Source organism: Neorhizobium phenanthreniclasticum (assembly GCF_040066075.1).
GTDB classification, from domain to species: domain Bacteria; phylum Pseudomonadota; class Alphaproteobacteria; order Rhizobiales; family Rhizobiaceae; genus Neorhizobium; species Neorhizobium petrolearium.
Genome location: NZ_JBEAAL010000003.1, coordinates 288,214 through 301,939 on the forward strand (window position 1 = coordinate 288,214; position 13,726 = coordinate 301,939).

The window sequence follows — 13,726 nt, forward strand, 5'->3', positions numbered from 1 at the left end:
GTAGACCTATGGACTGGCATCTGATCGGCGATATTTCCGACATTCCGCTGCGCGGTGCGCGGTGCGTGAAGACACCGCAGGGCAGGATCGCGGTGTTTCGGACGGCGGAAGACGAGGTGTTTGCGACAGACGATCGTTGTCCCCACAAGGGCGGGCCGCTCAGCCAGGGCATTGTGCATGGCAAAGCCGTCACCTGTCCGCTGCATAACTGGGTGATCTCGCTCGAAACCGGAAAGGCGCTCGGTGCTGACGAGGGGGAGGTTCGCACCATCCCCCTCAGAAACGACAACGGCAGGCTCTTCATCGCGCTTGAGACTCTGATGACGGTGGCGGCGGAATAAATGGCAACCGATGTGAAGACTACCTGTCCTTATTGCGGTGTCGGCTGCGGTGTCATCGCTTCCGTGGCGGATGACGGCGTCGTTACGGTAAGAGGCGATCCGGAGCATCCGGCCAATTTCGGCAGGCTCTGCTCCAAGGGCTCCGCGCTCGCGGAAACCATCGACCTGGACGGGCGCGGGCTTTTTCCCGAGATCGGGGGCCAGCGCGCCAGTTGGGACGCGGCACTTGATCTCGTCGCGCAAAAATTCTCGAAGGCGATTGCCGAATACGGACCGGATTCAGTTGCGTTCTACGTCTCCGGCCAATTGCTGACCGAGGATTATTACATTGCCAACAAGCTGATGAAGGGTTTCATCGGTTCGGCCAATGTCGATACCAATTCAAGGCTTTGCATGTCGTCTTCCGTCACCGGCCATCGCCGCGCCTTCGGGTCCGACACAGTGCCAGGTGCTTACGAGGACCTGGAGCTTGCAGATCTTGTAATCCTCACCGGCTCCAATCTCGCCTGGTGCCATCCGGTGATCTATCAGCGATTGGGCGCAGCGAAAGCTGCACGGCCAAGCATGAAGATCGTGGTCATTGATCCGCGCCGCACTATGACCTGCGATATTGCCGACCTCCATCTTGCGATCCGGCCCGATGGCGATGTTGCGCTGTTCATGGGGCTGCTTGCCCATCTGGCGGCCAGTTCCGCGATCGATCAGAACTACATCGCCGCTCATACACAGGGTTTTGCCGAAGCCTTTGCTACTGCTTCGGCGCTCTCTCTCATCGACCTTATGGAGCGCACCGGTCTGCCATCCATGCAGATCCGCGAATTTTTCCGCCTGTTCGAGACGACGAAAAAGGTCGTCACCTGCTATAGCCAGGGCGTCAACCAGTCCTCTTCCGGCACGGACAAGGTCAATGCCATCATCAATTGTCATCTGGCGACAGGCCGCATCGGCCGGCCCGGCATGGGGCCTTTCTCGCTGACCGGCCAGCCGAATGCGATGGGTGGGCGCGAAGTGGGGGGGCTCGCCAACATGCTGGCAGCCCATATGGCAATCGAGAGCGCCGAGGATCGCGATCGCGTGCAGCGCTTCTGGGTCTCTCCAACCATTGCGTCTAAGCCCGGGCTCAAGGCTGTCGACATGTTCCGTGCTGTCGCCGATGGACGCATCAAGGCGCTCTGGATCATGGCGACCAATCCGGCCGTTTCTATGCCGGATGCCGATGCGGTCGAGGCGGCAATCAAGGCCTGTCCGTTCGTCGTGGTCTCGGACATTCTGAGGGAAACCGATACTGCCCGCCATGCGCATGTGCTGCTGCCTTCGCTCGGCTGGGGCGAGAAGGACGGCACGGTCACCAATTCCGAACGACGCATCTCCCGTCAGCGGCCGTTCCTTCCCACGCCTGGCGAAGCGAAGGCTGATTGGTGGCAGGTAGCAGAAGTCGGACGTCGAATGGGCTTTGCCGGCTTCGATTTCCATTCGCCGGCCGACATCTTTGCCGAGCACGCGGCGCTCTCGGCGTTCGAGAACGATGGCGGCCGTGATTTCGATATCGGTGCCTATGTCGGAATCGACCGTCCCGCCTATGACGCCATCGCTCCTTTTCAGTGGCCGCGGTCTGCCGGCATGAAACCCGGCGTGACCCGTTTCTTTGCAGACGGCGGATTCTATCACTCCGATCGCATCGCGCGGTTCATAGCCGTGCAGGCCCCTGCCACCAGCCGCACCAATGAACAATACTCGCTGACACTGAACACCGGCCGTATCCGCGACCATTGGCACACGATGACGCGGACCGGCAAAAGCGCCCGGCTTAGCAGCCACATCGCCGAGCCCTTCGCGGAGATGCATCCAGCAGATGCGATGGAACTTGGCATTCGGGATGCCGATCTGGTCGAACTCGAAAGTCCGTATGGCAAGGCGGTGGTCCGGACACTGGTGACCGAACGGCAGGCGCGGGGAAATATCTTCGTGCCGATGCACTGGAACGACCAGTTCGCCGCCAAGGCCCGTATCGATGCGCTGGTCGCACCCGTTACCGACCCCTTCTCCGGTCAGCCGGCTTCCAAGAATGTCGCAATTGCTGTCCGCCCCTTCAAGGCTGCATTCTATGGTTTCGCGATTTCCGTCGATAGGCCAGCTGTTTCGCAGGCAGAATACTGGGCGCTCGCCAAGGCGGCCGGCGGCTGGCGAATAGAGCTCGCTTTCATGGATGCGATGGAGGACTGGGTGGGCTGGTGCCGTACCGCGTTCGGCATCCCTGAAGAGATCGAACCGCTGGGTTATGCCGATGCTCAGTCCGGGGATCTACGGCTTGTCTTCTTCGAGGGCGAACGACTGATTGCCGCGCTTTTTCTCGCACGCGAGCCGGTTGCAGTCGCGCGCAATTGGGCGGTTGATCAGCTTGCCGCCAAGCATGTCGATCTTCGCAGGCGCTTTGCCGTCGTTGCCGGGCGCCCGGGCGCCGATCAGCCGGATCCCGGTGCGACTGTCTGTTCCTGCTTCTCGGTCGGTGTGAACCGCATCATCTCCGCCATTCGTGGCGGTTGCCACAGCGTTGAGACGGTGGGGAGAGAAACCAAAGCCGGGACGAATTGCGGCTCGTGCCGCGCCGAGATCAGAGGGATCATCAATGGCTGCCTTGCGGCGGCAGCGGAATGACCCGACGAGATCGTCGAGGCGATTAATGTGTGCCGTGGATCGTGGCGTTTGCCGGGCAGGCGTTTTCCTGCGTCGGTTATTGAACTCCAGCGTCGGGCGCCGGCTTTTCCCTGCGGCCCTGATGATCGAAGAAATGCAGTTTTTCCGCTTGCGCCGTGAGTCCGATCTCGCTGCCGAGGGGTGGCGCCATATGGTCATCGCTGGTTACCAGGCACAGCTGTCCATCCGGCAGCGTGACATGGAGAAGCGTGATGGCACCGGTATATTCGCAGAGACTGACTTTGCCGCGCAAGATGCCGTCTCGAGCTTCGCTCACCTTCAGATGCTCGGGGCGCACACCCACGCTCTCAGCCGAAGCCGGAACAATGGCCGCGGGAGTGAGCAACTGCGCATTGGCTGCCGGCAGCACGTTCATCTTGGGACTGCCGATGAACTGGGCGACGAACATATTGGCGGGCCTTTCGTAAAGCTCGCGTGGTGAGCCTACCTGCTCGATCCGCCCGTCGCGGAGCACCACGATCTTGTCGGCCAGTGTCATCGCTTCGATCTGGTCATGAGTGACATAGATCATCGTGGTCGACAGCCGTTTGTGCAGGGCTGCGATTTCCGAGCGCATGTGCACGCGCAACTCGGCATCGAGATTGGAAAGCGGCTCGTCGAAAAGAAACACGTCCGGATTGCCGACGATAGCGCGCCCGATCGCCACGCGCTGGCGTTGACCGCCGGAGAGTTCGCGCGGGTAGCGATCGAGCAGGGCGTCGAGCTTGAGCGTAGCGGCCGCCTCGTTGATGCGCCGCTGGCGCTCCCCTGCCGGTACTTTGCGCACCTTCAGTCCGAAGCCCATGTTGTCCCTGACTGTCAGATGGGGATAAAGGGCATAGGACTGAAAGACCATGGCAACACCGCGCTCGGAGGGTTGGACCTCGTTCACCAGCCGGTCTCCGATCATCAGCTCCCCGTCGCTGATATGTTCGAGCCCGGAAATAAGCCGCAGGAGCGTGGATTTTCCGCAGCCGGAAGGGCCGACGAACACGACGAACTCGCCGTCATCAATCCTTAGATCGACGCCGCGGATGACGTTGACGCTGCCAAAGTGTTTTTCGATGCCTTTGAGCAATAGACTGGTCATGGGAATAGCTTTCTCATCCCTTCACGCCGGAAAGCGCGAAACTCTCGATGATTTGTCGTTGCGCGATCAGATAGACGATCAGGATCGGCACCACGGCGAGACTGGTTGCGGCGAGCTGCAGGTTCCAAAGGGGTAAACCGTAGCTGTCGTTGAAATTGGAGAGCGCGAGCGGCAGTGTGAACATCTCCAGCGAGCTCACGAAAATCAGCGGCTCCAGGAACAGGTTCCAGGAGAAGAGGAAGGTGATGATGGCAACGGCCGCCAGCGCCGGGCGCGACATCGGCAGTGCGATCTGCCACCAGACGCCGAAGCGGGAAAGGCCGTCCATCTTGCCGGCTTCCTCCAGTTCCTTCGGCAGCGCGAGGAAATACTGTCGCATGAGGAACGTCGCCATCACGCCATGGGGGCCGAAGGTCGGCAACAGGATCAGCGGCCAGTGCGTGTCCACCAGACCCGCCCAGCGCATCAGGAAGAAGTTCGGGATGATCGTCACCTCTTCCGGCACCATCAGCGCGGAGATGAGGAACAGCATCAGCAACCCGGCACCCGCAAAGCGCATGCGCGCCAGCGCGTAGCCTGCGAGCGAGGCGATGAGGAGGGTGAGCACCGTCACCAGGATCGCGATATAGAGCGAATTGAAATACTGCCGCGCAAAGGGCTGATAGGTGAAGACCTCGATGAAATTCTGCCAGCGCCAGACACGCGGGATGAGCGTGGGCGCGCCGAAAATCTCGGTCACGCTTTTGAAGCCCGCGGAGACCATCCAGATAAACGGAAAGACGAAGGGAATTGCGGCAATCAGCAAGGCTATCGTCCAGCAGGCGCGATAAAGGATCTGGATCTGGCGCTGTGTCATTCCATGCCCTTTCGTCTCAGCATCACCTGCACGATGGTCAGCGCCATGACGATGACGAACATGATCATGGCGAGCGTCGAGGCGTAACCGACGTTGAAGAACTTGAAACCCTGCTGGTAGATGTAGAAGGCGAGCACCAGTGTGCCGTTTTCCGGACCACCACCCGTCATCTGGTAGATGTGGTCGAACACCTTGAACGAGCCGATGGTGGTGATGACCATGATCACCAGCGTCGTCGGCGCGAGAAGCGGCCAGGTGATCATGCTGAAGATCTGCCGGCGTGAGGCACCTTCAAGACGCGCGGCCTCCTCGTAATCCCGCGGAATGGCCTGCAGCGCCGCAATGTAGAGGATCATGTTGAGGCCGACCATCTTGATGACGCGGGTGATGATCACCGCTGCCATCGCCCAACCGGGCTCGCGCAGCCAGTTGGGTCCGGTGATGCCCACCAGAGCCAGCACCTGATTGATGAAGCCGCCTTCACCCTGCAGCAGGAATTTCCACACGATCGCCCAGGCGATCGCCGAGGTAATCACCGGTGCGAAAAACACCGTGCGGAAGAATACGACCCCGAAGAAGGGTCGCGAGAGCGCAAGCGCAAGCGTCAGGGCCAGCGCCATGTTGAGCGGCACGAGGCCGAGTGCGAAGATGACCGAATTGCGTACGACATGCCAGAAATCGGGGTTCTCCAGCAACGCATTCTCGAAGTTGCGCAGGCCGACGAAAGTCGCCTGCTGGGTCAGCAGGTTCCATTCGGTCAGCGAGTAATAGACAACAGCGCACAACGGGCCGAGGAAGAAGATAAGAAAGCCGATGAAGGACGGGCTGACAAACAGCCACGCCTCCATCATCTCCCTTGCTTTCAGCGTGAGCCAGGGCTTCTGGCTACTGCGCGTCGTCTTGAGGTTGTGAATGATATCGGTCATCTTCGGTCGTGTCAGAGCAGCGGCTGGATCGCCGAGCAGATTCCCTTGATGGCTGCGTCGACATCGGCATTGGCCTTCCACAGGGCATCGACGCGGGGCGCCATGGCGGCGAGAATCTGCGGCGATTTTTCGTGAGCCGGATGCACCCGACCGTTGGCGATTGCCGCTGCGACGTTCTTCATCATTTCCGGCGGAATGAGCTTGTTGCCGTTAATGAAGGCGTCGCTTTCAAGCACGCTCTTACGCGCCGGCGGGAAGAACTGCGCCATGATGGCGACATTCTCCTTGCTGGTCATATGGGCTATGAATTCGGCAGCAATGTCCTTGTTCTTGCCCTGTGCGAAGACGACGAGACCGGCCTGGCCGATCACGGGCGATTCACCACCGGGTCCGGACGGCAGCGGTGCGATGCCCCACTTGAAGCCGGCTTCCGCCATCTTCGATGCGCGCGAGATCTGGTTCACCGTCATGGCCGAATTGCCGGAGAAATAGTCACCCTGTTCGCCGGGCGGCACGATCGACTTGTCCTTGAACACCATATCGTGCAGTTGCTTGACCGCTTTGACCGCCTCGGGCTTGTCGAAGCCGCATTCATGGTTCGACCAGATGTCGCCACCATAGGCCCGGATCGGCGGCAACAAGGCGTGGGTCATGCGCGACGCATAACCTTCGCCGTCCTTGAACTCGAAACCCCATTTGCCGGGATTGGCTGCGGTCAGCTTTTTGGCGACCTCCTGGAACCTGTCCATGTTCCAATCGCCCTTTGCCGCGAGCGCCAATGGGTCATCGAGGCCGGCTTTGTCGAACATGTCCTTGTTGTAATAGATCATAAACGGCGAGGTGGAGAAGGGAATGCCGTATACCGTATCGCCCTTCTGCCAGAGCCCCATTGCCGGTTGAGAAAAGTCGGCGAAGTCATAGCCTTCGGTGGCTTTGAGCGTCGGACCGAGATCCATCAGCAGATTGGCGTTCTCGAAGGCCGGCGCGGCATCCTCCATCATCCAGGCGATGTCGGGCGGATTTCCGCCGGCAACCTGGAAGGTCAGCTTCTGGGTGTAGTCGTTGACCGGCACCGTCTCGAACTTCACGTTGACGTCAGGATGCTTGGCCTTGAAGCCTTCGGCGATGCCGTTGAGCATCTTGAGATGCACCTCGCTGCCTGTCCATACCGTCATGCGAAGATCCGTCGCGAAGGCGGTGGACGTCATTGCGTATAATGTCAGAGCGGATGCTGTTATACCAGCTAGTGTGGCCCTCATGGTTTCCTCCCCTTTGGTCGCTGGTCATCGGCCCTCATCGAGTGAATGCCTTGGCATTCCCTCCGATTGTGGGCAGTTAGCTGCGGCCTGTTTGAACAGGCCACCCTTGCGGCGAATAGATCCGCCACAGTTGTCTTCAAATCCCGCGCGCGCCGATCATCCGGACGCTCCGGGAAGAGTGCCGGGCGCATCACCGATCGACCATCCTCCGTCGACTGGAATGTTCGCGCCCGTGATGTAGCTTGCAGCATCACTGCAGAGAAAAACGAAAGCTCCGACCAGATCCTCCGGCTGGCCCTGTCGGCCCACGGGGATTTTAGCCGTAACCGCCTTGAGGAATTCCGGATCACTGTAGCGTTCGGCGTTGGCCTCGATTTGGATGGCGCCCGGCGAAACGACATTGAGCGTAACGCCGCGATGCCCGACGTCACGGGCAATGGCGCGCACCGCCGTCAATTGTGCCGCCTTGAGCGATGCGTAGACCACGGTTTCGGCCCGGGGCCGTGCCGCCATGATGCTGCCGGTCGCAATCACCCGGCCCCAGCCGCGTTCAGCCATTGGCGGAACAAGCTTGCCCGTGAGGGCCAGCAGCGCCGAAAAGTTGGCTGCGACATGGGCATTGATATGGGCTTCATCCACCTCCTGCCAGGGCAGGCGGCGTTCGATGGCGGCATTGGCGATCAGGATATCGATCGGGCCGTACCGGTTGACCACATTATCTGCAAATGCCGCTATGGCCCGCTGATCGGTAAAGTCCGCCTCAAGCACCGGGGTGTCATCGCCGATCGCGCGCGCTACTTCTCTTGCACCCGTTTCGTTGCCGAAATGGTGAAGGATGACGCCGGCGCCCTGCTCGGCGAGTCCGAGCGCCACAGCCCGGCCAATGCCGGAACTTGCGCCGGTCACCAGCGCACGCCTGCCTTTCAGCGAGAAACACGGCGATGTCATGACGCACCGCCACCTAACTTGTCGGCAACTTCCAGCGATGCGATGTCGGCAGCGTCGAAATGAACCCGTATGCTCTGCTCGGCCAGATCGGCATCGCCGGCGGCAATCGCGTCATAGATCGCCTGGTGGCGGGCGATCGTGGCGCGCCAATCGGCATCGCTGCGGTTGGCCCGGCGCGAAAACAGTTCGGAAACCTCGCGCTGCACGGAGCGCATGCCCTCCATCTGCACGCGGATCATGGCGTTGCCCGTGGCCATGGCAAGGCCGAGGTGGAAAAGAATATCGGCCGCAGTGAAGCCGGCTGGTTCATGCAGCGATGCCTGCATGTCGACCAGTCCCTGCCGCATGGCTTCAAGACCTTCCGGATCGCGACGCTCGGCGGCGAGCCGGGCGATGCCCGTCTCGATTACCCGGCGCATTTCGTTGGCTTCCTGCAGACGCTTCAGGCTGGAACGTACCGCGTAGCCATAGATGCGATCCATCGGCTCGCCGCTGAGCGCCTTGGCGCGCGCGACCTTGCCCTGCTGGGTGAAAATCAACCCGGCTGCCGTCAACTGGCGCAGCGCCTCGCGCGCAATCGGCTTGGAGACGCCGAATTCCCTGGCGATTTCACCTTCCGGCGGCAGAGGTTCGCCGGGCGAAATGCGACCATCGAACAGGGCGGCTGCGATCGCGTCGGACACCCCGTCCGCCAGTCGCGACGGGCTGGCTGGCTTGGATGTGAATACGGGTTTCCGTTCCGGGTTGTCGGTCATTTGTGTCCTCATATTTTTAACACTAGCACAACGGTTTATAACTTAGCAACTAGGTTTATCAGTTGCCAAGATGATAGCTGATCGCTAAAACTAACAAAATCGCCCGAAAGCGGCGACTGAATTGTGGAGGACGACAACGCCGATGGAGCCCGCGCATCCTGCAACCAAGGAGGCGATCCGCATAACGGATGTGATCGCCCATCCCCTGAGTCAGACGCTGCCGAAACCAACGGTAACGTCCTGGGGCACCTACAGTCAGGTTTCGATCGTGCTGGTCGAGGTGCGAACCGATGCCGGTATCATCGGCGTCGGCGAGACGCTCGCGCGGTTCTCACCCAAGGCTTATGCGGAACTGATAGAAACCTCGCTCAAGCCTCGCCTTGTCGGGCAGGATGCACGCAACATCGGTGCATTGTGGCAATCCATGCGCCGCTCGCTCTCCGGCCGCGCCGGCGGCATGCTGATTGAAGCGATCGCGGGAGTCGATATCGCGCTTTGGGACATTCTCGGAAAGGCGGCGGGCCTTCCGGTCGCCAAACTGCTCGGCGGCATGGGGGGCGAGCGAATCGATGTCTATGCCGCCGCCGTGAACTGGGTAGACGACGCCGAAGCCGACAGGGAACTGGAGCGCTATATCAACGAAGGGTTTCCGCGTATCAAGGTGAAGGTAGCGAACCCGGTGAAGGAAGCCTGCCGGCGTATCGAGCGCCTGCGCAAGCGTGCCGGCGATGACATCGGCCTCTGCGTCGATGCGAACTGGGCCTACAATCTCGATGAGGCGATCGAGGTCGGACGGGCACTGGGCGCCAATGGCTATTTCTGGTTCGAGGAGCCCTTGGCGCCGGAAAACGAGCAGGGCTACGAAGAACTGCGCAAGCGTTGCGACGTGCCGATCGCTGCTGGCGAGAGCAACTTCACTGCCGATCAGGCACAGCGGCTCGTCGCCAACCGCACCCTTTCCGTCCTCCAGCCGGATGTCGCCCGCGCCGGCGGCATATCCGAGACGCGGCGCATGGCCGATTATGCCGGCCTGCATGATGTCGCTTATGCTCCCCATATCGGCATGTCCGGCATTATCTGCGAAACGGCAAGCGTTCATCTGGCGGCTGCACTTCCGAATTTTCGGGTCATGGAATGCGAATGCGACCTGAGCCCCTTCAAGCGCGAACTCGCCGATCTCGATCCGGGCTGCCTGCGGCAGAGAAATGGCACGCTTGATGTTCCGACCGGCCCCGGCCTCGGCATCGAAATCAATTGGGACGCCGTAAAGCGGCTCCGCGTGCAGTGAGGCCATGACACGATGACGACACCCTTTCACTCCCCCATGGCCGAAATGACCGAAGCAATGCGCCTGGCCATGCTCCGGGCCGATCCCGCGCTGAGCCGCTTCGACCCGCTGCCGCGCATACTCTCCTTCGACGACTTTTCGCGCGGCCATTGCGGCTGGTCGCAGCTGGTCGGCAATTATGAGGACAGTCTCGATTCCATGCTGCCGGGTTATGCGCAGCATTCCAGCGCCATGCTCTCTACTCTGGGGCATTGGGATGCCGGCTCCCATGGCGGAATGGATTCCTCCTATGCGTTGAAAATTGCCACGAGGGCGCGGCCCGGCGCGCAGAACGTTGCGATCAAACGCCACACGTTTCGGAGGCGCGGACCGATCCGCTTCGAGCTCTTCTTCACCTTCAAGCCTGAAGCGACGGAGCTGAAACTCTCTGAGACCGATGTGCGCTCGATCGGTTTGCTGTTCGACCTTCAATGCGGCGACCGTGACGGCGACGGCGAACGTGTCATGCCTCATCTGCGTTTTCTGAACGCGCTCGACGGCAAGCATTTGCAGAAATGGCAGTACAAGCGCGAAACCACGCGCCTCATGCCGATCGGTAGCGAGGACAAGACCGTCAGCCACTATCACCTTGCCCCCGGGGGATGGCTCGATCTGCCGGATGGCGAGCAACGACTCTGCTACAACGAAATTCCGACCAAAGTGAACTGGAGCTACCTGCGCTTCGACTTCGATCTCGTCTCGATGAAGGCGCTCGGTCTTCAGTGCAACGACCGCAGCTTCGATCTCTCGAACTTCGATTCGATCCGCATTCCGGCCATGAAGAACCTGTGGTGCATGCTGAATTTCTGCCTGTTCGCCGAGACGGACGTCGCCAAGCGCGCCTTCCTGTATGTCGATTCCATCTGCATTTCCGGGGATTTCTGATGCTGCCCGAAAATATCACCGCCGTCGTCTCCCGCAACGAGCGCTGGAGCGGCGATGCCGCGAGCGAGCCCTATGAAGCCGGCTGGGCGCATGAAGCTGTCTTCTTTGTCCGCGCCCTTAAAGATCCGGTCGGCAAGATGCCCAAGGGCTGGGTCGAGATCTCCCCCGATGGCATGCATTGGGTGCCGGAGGGAACGGAATTCGCCATGCCTTTGCAGCGCGACGGCATCGCTGTCGCCCGTCTCAAAGGCTTCGGAAACTGGTTGCGCGTCGCGACGCGTTTCGAGGATGGCGCAGAATGCACCGTGCTGGTTACGCTGCATCTAAAAGCCTGAATGATAAAGGGCAGAGATCTCTCCCCCCTTTATCGTTTCATTCAGCCGAGATAGGCGCCCTGCGCCAGAAGCTCGCGTCGCAGGTCTTCATAATCGACATGTCGAGGGCTCGCCCGGTTGCCCACCGAGAGCGCGGCAGCAATCCCGGCGGCCTGTCCGAGTGCGAAACAGGGCGGCATGACGCGGATGGCGCTCAGTGCCTCATGGGTGGCTGAAACTGCCCGGCCTGATACGAGAAGGCCATCGTGATAGCGCGGCAGCATTACACGGTAGGGTATCTGGTAGATATTGGCTGTGGCCGGTGCATCGCCACCCGTCCCGCCGCCCGATCCTGTCGGATCGTGAATGTCGAGGGGATAGCCGCAAAGGGCAATCACATCTTCGAACGAGCGGCCCGAACGGAGGTCGTCCAGGGTCAGTTCATAGTCGCCATCGATGCGGCGCGTCTCCCGAACGCCGATCTGCGTTGCGGTATCTCTGAGTTCGACCTTTTCGAAGCCGGGGAGATTGTTGCGGAAGAAATCGAGCAATGCCACGGTCTGCTCGCGGCCTTCGATCTCCGCCAGGGTCAACTCCTTTGCATCAGCACCGTTACGGCGGAGCACGCGGCCGGTATTGATGCGCCAGACGCCGGGCTCCATGGTCTTGTAGAGCCCGATGCCACGCCGTGGCGCCGGGAAGCGGCCTTCCGCGGTCGCCTTCGCGACAATCGAGGCGTAAGGCCGGTAGTCCTCCGGGTGAGACCGGACGTATTCCTCAACCACCTGATCGTTGACGTTCTGGACGCGGAAGAACAGGGTCTGCGGCTGGGCAAGGCCGTCGCTGTCTCGCCCCTGTCGCGTGTGCACGCCTGCGAAGTGGGCGACGTCGCCATCGGCGGAGCAATCCACCACGACCTTCGCTCGGGCGGCCCTCAGGCCGCCTTTGCCCGCGCAGACGACACCCAATATCCGCGGATTGACCGCCTCGCAGTCGTCGACAATGGCATCAACGACCATCGTATGCAGCAGCAGGTCGACACCGGCTTCCAGACACATACGCTGCGCCACCACCTTTGCCGCCTCCGGCTCGAAGGGCGTGACCTTGTCATGACCATAGACGATGAAGCCGCAGTAGGCCGATCCGGCCGGAATGGTGCTCGGATGCAGGGCACCCCCAATCGCCATCATGCGCTGCACGAATTCCTCGTATACGCCGCGGATGAGTTGCTGGCTCCCGTCGAGCGAATAGGATGTCATGCACGGGCCGACGAGGCCCGCTGTCAGGTTTCCTCCGAGAAAGCCGTAGCGTTCGATCAGGCGAACTCGCACATTCAGGCGCGCCGCTGCCACGGCGGCCGATATTCCCGAAGGTCCGCCTCCGATGATGAGTACGTCGACGTCATCGAGTTCGGGAATATCGGCCGAATAGGCGTAGCGCTGCTCAGTCTCCTCCATCCCATTGCCCTCCGGTATCAGCGAAACATCGAGCCGCCGTCGACGTCGAGCGCTGCGCCGTAGACGAAGCTGGCCGCGTCCGAGCAGAGGAACAGGATGGCGGCGGCCATATCTTCCGGCCTGCCCATCCGCCGCACGGGCAGATTTGCAGCGATGCGCTCCTTCAGCGAAGGATCGATATGAGCATGCATGGGGGAATCGGTCGGTCCGGGGTTGAGGGCATTGATCCTGACCTTCTTGCCGGCAAGTTCACGCGCTACGGACTTGACCAGCGACAGTGTCGCAGCCTTCGATGCTGCATAGGCGGTGTCGGCGATCAGCCCGCCGCCCCCGTGAACGCCGGCATCCGAGGCCACGCAGACGATGTTGCCGCCTGCCGGATTTTCGAGCATGCGCTTCACGCCGGCCTGCACCGTAAAGAAGGTCCCGAGCAGATTGACGTTCAGCACGCGCTGCCAATGGGCCCAATCCTGTTCGAAGAGGCGCTTGGCGGTGATGATTGCGGCGCAGGTGACGACATTGTCCAGCCGCGCGAGATGAGCATCGCAATAGGCGAAGGCCTCTGCGATGCTCTCGGGATTGCTGACGTCCACCTTAACGGTATGGATCTTCGCTCCGCCTTTCCGCAGCTCCGAACCATAGCGTTCAAGCCCCGCCTCGTCGCGATCGGCCATCACCACTTCTGCTCCTTTGGCGGCAAAAGCGCGGGCGGTTTCCAGCCCCATGCCGCTCGCGGCTCCGGTGATCAGAACGGTTCGTCCGGCGTAACTGTCATCGGCAAAGGGCGTATAGGCTTGGGTCATCGTTAAATGTCCTTGATTGGAGCGCGGCTGGGAAAGACAGAGATGGATGAACAGCACCGATCCAGGGTTGA

At 61.0% G+C, this 13,726-nt stretch carries 13 protein-coding genes; 5 read left to right on the top strand and 8 right to left on the bottom strand.

Going from position 1 to position 13,726, the window contains the following annotated elements:
- The first annotated feature begins 8 nt into the window (after positions 1–8).
- Positions 9–341: a nitrite reductase small subunit NirD gene (gene nirD / locus ABK249_RS07480; protein ID WP_227704305.1), complete on the top strand. Its 333-nt coding sequence runs from the start codon at positions 9–11 to the stop codon at positions 339–341.
- Positions 342–2,996 carry a nitrate reductase gene (locus ABK249_RS07485; RefSeq protein ID WP_227704304.1) on the top strand — a complete coding sequence of 885 codons (2,655 nt, stop codon included), beginning with the start codon at positions 342–344 and terminating at the stop codon, positions 2,994–2,996.
- A 76-nt stretch (positions 2,997–3,072) separates the two neighbouring features.
- Here the strand turns inward: ABK249_RS07485 and ABK249_RS07490 are convergent, their stop codons facing one another.
- The 6 genes from ABK249_RS07490 to ABK249_RS07515 all read right to left on the bottom strand — a co-directional run bounded on the left by ABK249_RS07490 (position 3,073) and on the right by ABK249_RS07515 (position 8,869).
- Positions 3,073–4,125, bottom strand: coding sequence for an ABC transporter ATP-binding protein (locus ABK249_RS07490; RefSeq protein WP_227704303.1), 1,053 nt, complete (start codon positions 4,123–4,125; stop codon positions 3,073–3,075).
- Positions 4,126–4,138: 13 nt separating this feature from the next.
- A complete protein-coding gene (locus ABK249_RS07495) occupies positions 4,139–4,981 on the bottom strand; it encodes a carbohydrate ABC transporter permease (RefSeq protein WP_037156919.1) in 843 nt (280 codons plus the stop codon).
- On the bottom strand, positions 4,978–5,907 hold the full coding sequence (locus ABK249_RS07500) for a carbohydrate ABC transporter permease (RefSeq protein WP_037156920.1): 930 nt from the start codon (positions 5,905–5,907) through the stop codon (positions 4,978–4,980). The genes ABK249_RS07495 and ABK249_RS07500 overlap by 4 nt, the downstream gene beginning before the upstream one ends.
- An 11-nt stretch (positions 5,908–5,918) precedes the next feature.
- Positions 5,919–7,166, bottom strand: a complete 1,248-nt coding sequence (locus ABK249_RS07505) for an ABC transporter substrate-binding protein (RefSeq protein WP_320443040.1) — start codon at positions 7,164–7,166, stop codon at positions 5,919–5,921.
- A 156-nt stretch (positions 7,167–7,322) separates the two neighbouring features.
- Positions 7,323–8,114, bottom strand: coding sequence for an SDR family NAD(P)-dependent oxidoreductase (locus tag ABK249_RS07510; protein WP_227704301.1), 792 nt, complete (start codon positions 8,112–8,114; stop codon positions 7,323–7,325).
- Positions 8,111–8,869 (bottom strand): FadR/GntR family transcriptional regulator, encoded by a 759-nt coding sequence (locus ABK249_RS07515; protein ID WP_037156926.1) that lies wholly within the window; start codon positions 8,867–8,869, stop codon positions 8,111–8,113. The genes ABK249_RS07510 and ABK249_RS07515 overlap by 4 nt, the downstream gene beginning before the upstream one ends.
- A gap of 142 nt (positions 8,870–9,011) precedes the next feature.
- Between ABK249_RS07515 and ABK249_RS07520 the strand changes: the two genes are divergently transcribed.
- From ABK249_RS07520 to ABK249_RS07530, 3 genes are read left to right on the top strand one after another with little or no spacing between them, the layout of a single operon-like run.
- Complete coding sequence (locus tag ABK249_RS07520) at positions 9,012–10,157, top strand: mandelate racemase/muconate lactonizing enzyme family protein (RefSeq protein WP_227704300.1); 1,146 nt, start codon at positions 9,012–9,014, stop codon at positions 10,155–10,157.
- A 57-nt stretch (positions 10,158–10,214) separates the two neighbouring features.
- Entirely contained in the window at positions 10,215–11,081 is an 867-nt protein-coding gene (locus ABK249_RS07525; protein WP_227705229.1) for a DUF6772 family protein, read from the top strand.
- A complete protein-coding gene (locus ABK249_RS07530; RefSeq protein WP_037156931.1) occupies positions 11,081–11,416 on the top strand; it encodes a hypothetical protein in 336 nt (111 codons plus the stop codon). The genes ABK249_RS07525 and ABK249_RS07530 overlap by 1 nt, the downstream gene beginning before the upstream one ends.
- Before the next feature lie 41 nt (positions 11,417–11,457).
- Here ABK249_RS07530 and ABK249_RS07535 read toward each other — a convergent pair whose 3' ends face one another.
- Together ABK249_RS07535 and ABK249_RS07540 are read right to left on the bottom strand one after the other, a co-directional pair.
- On the bottom strand, positions 11,458–12,852 hold the full coding sequence (locus ABK249_RS07535; protein ID WP_227704299.1) for an FAD-dependent oxidoreductase: 1,395 nt from the start codon (positions 12,850–12,852) through the stop codon (positions 11,458–11,460).
- A gap of 17 nt (positions 12,853–12,869) precedes the next feature.
- A complete protein-coding gene (locus tag ABK249_RS07540) occupies positions 12,870–13,655 on the bottom strand; it encodes an SDR family NAD(P)-dependent oxidoreductase (RefSeq protein WP_227704298.1) in 786 nt (261 codons plus the stop codon).
- Positions 13,656–13,726: the final 71 nt, after the last annotated feature.

Bases quoted from the DNA above. Each gene is read 5' to 3' on its own strand.
- nirD (WP_227704305.1), top strand. From the start codon at position 9: ATGGACTGGCATCTGATCGGCGATATTTCCGACATTCCGCTGCGCGGT.
- ABK249_RS07485 (WP_227704304.1), top strand. From the start codon at position 342: ATGGCAACCGATGTGAAGACTACCTGTCCTTATTGCGGTGTCGGCTGC.
- ABK249_RS07490 (WP_227704303.1), bottom strand. From the start codon at position 4,125: ATGACCAGTCTATTGCTCAAAGGCATCGAAAAACACTTTGGCAGCGTC.
- ABK249_RS07495 (WP_037156919.1), bottom strand. From the start codon at position 4,981: ATGACACAGCGCCAGATCCAGATCCTTTATCGCGCCTGCTGGACGATA.
- ABK249_RS07500 (WP_037156920.1), bottom strand. From the start codon at position 5,907: ATGACCGATATCATTCACAACCTCAAGACGACGCGCAGTAGCCAGAAG.
- ABK249_RS07505 (WP_320443040.1), bottom strand. From the start codon at position 7,166: ATGAGGGCCACACTAGCTGGTATAACAGCATCCGCTCTGACATTATAC.
- ABK249_RS07510 (WP_227704301.1), bottom strand. From the start codon at position 8,114: ATGACATCGCCGTGTTTCTCGCTGAAAGGCAGGCGTGCGCTGGTGACC.
- ABK249_RS07515 (WP_037156926.1), bottom strand. From the start codon at position 8,869: ATGACCGACAACCCGGAACGGAAACCCGTATTCACATCCAAGCCAGCC.
- ABK249_RS07520 (WP_227704300.1), top strand. From the start codon at position 9,012: ATGGAGCCCGCGCATCCTGCAACCAAGGAGGCGATCCGCATAACGGAT.
- ABK249_RS07525 (WP_227705229.1), top strand. From the start codon at position 10,215: ATGCGCCTGGCCATGCTCCGGGCCGATCCCGCGCTGAGCCGCTTCGAC.
- ABK249_RS07530 (WP_037156931.1), top strand. From the start codon at position 11,081: ATGCTGCCCGAAAATATCACCGCCGTCGTCTCCCGCAACGAGCGCTGG.
- ABK249_RS07535 (WP_227704299.1), bottom strand. From the start codon at position 12,852: ATGGAGGAGACTGAGCAGCGCTACGCCTATTCGGCCGATATTCCCGAA.
- ABK249_RS07540 (WP_227704298.1), bottom strand. From the start codon at position 13,655: ATGACCCAAGCCTATACGCCCTTTGCCGATGACAGTTACGCCGGACGA.